The 2,505-nt window shown below is 41.2% G+C and carries 2 protein-coding genes and 2 pseudogenes; 3 read left to right on the top strand and 1 reads right to left on the bottom strand.

Annotated elements, in window-relative coordinates:
- The 3 genes and pseudogenes from L652_RS0104555 to L652_RS0104545 all read left to right on the top strand — a co-directional run.
- Positions 1 to 621: pseudogene (locus tag L652_RS0104555) on the top strand (galactose oxidase); the annotation flags it as partial.
- Positions 618 to 1,334: a Sir2 family NAD-dependent protein deacetylase gene (locus L652_RS0104550; protein WP_024597449.1), complete on the top strand. Its 717-nt coding sequence runs from the start codon at positions 618 to 620 to the stop codon at positions 1,332 to 1,334. The pseudogene L652_RS0104555 and the gene L652_RS0104550, both read left to right, overlap by 4 nt.
- A 121-nt stretch (positions 1,335 to 1,455) precedes the next feature.
- Positions 1,456 to 2,253, top strand: coding sequence for a response regulator (locus L652_RS0104545; RefSeq protein WP_024597448.1), 798 nt, complete (start codon positions 1,456 to 1,458; stop codon positions 2,251 to 2,253).
- 64 nt (positions 2,254 to 2,317) lie between these two features.
- On the opposite strand, the pseudogene L652_RS01000000123240 reads toward L652_RS0104545, so the two are convergent.
- Positions 2,318 to 2,505, bottom strand: a pseudogene (locus L652_RS01000000123240) (M20 family peptidase); the annotation flags it as partial.

The raw sequence follows: 2,505 nt of genomic DNA, 5'->3' as shown, positions 1-2,505 counted from the left end.
GATAGCGTAGCGCTGAGCTACAAAGCGCGTTACATTTATCTAATTAGCGGTTGGCATAACGACGGCAACGTAAACTTAGTACAAGTATACGACACGCAAAATAATACATGGCAACAAGCCTCGCCATTTTTAGGTGAGCCTGTATTTGGCCAAGCCGCTGCTATTAGTGGTAACACCATTGTTATTTGTGATGGCGTTAAAACACAAGCTAATCCTGATTCGCGTCGCTCGTTTGCAGGTGTAGCACAGTGCTTAAAAGGCACAATAGATTCAACTAACCCACAAAAAATAGATTGGCGTACCTTGCCACATCCAACAGGCACTGCTCACTACCGAATGGCAGCCACCAGCTATAATGGCAATATTTATATGATGGCAGGCTCTAATAACCCATATAACTACAGCGCAATAGGTTACGACGGCAAACCTGCACCAGCAAGTGACCATGTTTGGCGCTTTAGTATCAAAAAAAACGAATGGCAGATTTTATCCCCAGTTGAAGTAAAGAGCATGGATCATCGTGGCTTACTTGAGCACAGTGGGGTTTTATATCGAATTGGCGGCATTGATAATAATCAGCAAGTAAGCGCTAACGTGCTCGGTTACGAGGTTGAAAAGTGAACACTCTTTACATTACAGGAGCGGGAGTCAGCGCAGCCAGTGGTATTCCCACCTTTAGAGGGGAGGATGGTTATTGGACCATTGGCAGTAAAAATTATACGCCTATGGAAATGGCAACGCGCGCAATGTACCAAAACGCCCCAAAAGAGTTTTTAGCATGGTATTACCATCGCTTTGCAACGTATCGCAACCATGGCCCAAACGACGTACACCATTGGCTAAGTGACAAAAACCTAATTACTCAAAACATAGATGGGCTTGATGGCAAAGCGGGTAACAAAAATTACATAGCGATACACGGCAGGCTTGATCAAATGACCTTATTTCATGAGCAAGGTGAGCCTGTCACGCCACTTGCCACCCCGTGGGATAGTGTAGACGAAAGCCGCCTGCAAGAGTCTCTTTTTGAGCTATTTAATATTCAAAACCAAACGCCTGAGCTAAACCATTCATTTAAGCCCTTTGTTTTATTATTTGACGAATACTACACCGAGCTTTACAGAATAACACAAGCACAACAGCGTATGCTCAACGCCGATAAAATTGTATTTATGGGCACCTCGTTTAGCGTCAATATTACGCAAATGGCAATTGAAATAGCCCGAAATTACGACATTCCTGTTGAAGTGGTTGACCCTGAACCTGCACATATTTTGCACGCTAACGTCACATATAAAAAAATGAATGCATTAGATTACATTCAATCTAATTAATAAGTGCTATATTTTAAAGGGGTTGGTAATGTTTTCTTAAATATTACAATCTCTTTATATAATATTAACGAGTCAAAAATGTTATTATTATCCTGATTATAACAATACTAAAGAGATCTGAATGAGCGACTTAACTGCAATAGCAAACTTGTCCATTTTACTTGTAGAGCCTTCGGAGGTTCAGCAAAAAATAATAATAAAATCGCTTTTAGAAAGTGGTGTAAAACAAGTTGAAACTGCATCTACACAAACACAAGCGCTTAGCTTATTAGCAAGTTATCACCCTGATCTAGTTATAAGCTCTATGTATTTATCTGACGGGACAGCCGATTCACTATTGCAAGAAATAAGATCAAACCTTATCACCGAGCATCAACCTTTTATGCTTATATCGAGCGAGCGTAATAAAAAATACCTTGAGCAATTACGCCAATCGGGTGTGCTGGCTATTTTGCCTAAGCCTTTTAGCGCAAAAGCCATTACCCGCGCACTCAAAGCAACCCTCGATATCATAAGCGAAGAAGAAGTAGAACTTGATCATTTTGACGTAACGCTGCTGCGAGTTTTAGTGGTAGACGACAGCCGCTTTGCGCGTAAACACATAATACGCGTACTTGCGGGTATGGGAATACCTGCACCAATAGAAGCTGAAAACGGTAAAGAAGCTATTGAGCACTTAAACAACCAACCGTTTGACTTAATAGTAACCGACTACAACATGCCAGAAATGGACGGACGGGAACTAACAGAAGCCGTTAGAAGCTCAAATAGCTACTCACATATTCCTATTTTAATGGTGAGCTCAGAGGCAAACGACACTCACCTAGCTAACATTGCTCAAGCGGGAGTTGATGCTATTTGTGATAAACCGTTTGAACCGGCCACAGTGCGAGAATTATTGTTTAAAATAATGTCTTAAAAGTTAGTACAAGCGTAGGACGGTTATTATTTGGCCTACGCTCATCTTTAAAATACATTTACTATTACAGTTTTCCTAATCTATAAATGAGTAATGCAGTTTTTTTAATGTTTTTATCAAGGCTGGTTAAATCGGCTGTTTCGTTTTTAGTATGCGCGCCGCTGCCCATCAAACCTAAACCATCAAGTGCCATATCAACATGATTTGCCGCAAACGAAATATCAGCCGCACCTGCATTGCGTGGATTGGCGG

It is taken from the genome of Pseudoalteromonas sp. TB25, assembly GCF_000497995.1.
In the GTDB taxonomy this organism is placed as follows: domain Bacteria; phylum Pseudomonadota; class Gammaproteobacteria; order Enterobacterales; family Alteromonadaceae; genus Pseudoalteromonas; species Pseudoalteromonas distincta.
The sequence above is the reverse complement of the archived record's forward strand: the minus strand, read 5'-3'. Positions and strand labels throughout refer to the sequence as shown.

What these genes read in the sequence shown, in the direction of transcription:
- L652_RS0104545 (WP_024597448.1), top strand. Translation starts at nt 1,456, where the DNA reads ATGAGCGACTTAACTGCAATAGCAAACTTGTCCATTTTACTTGTAGAG.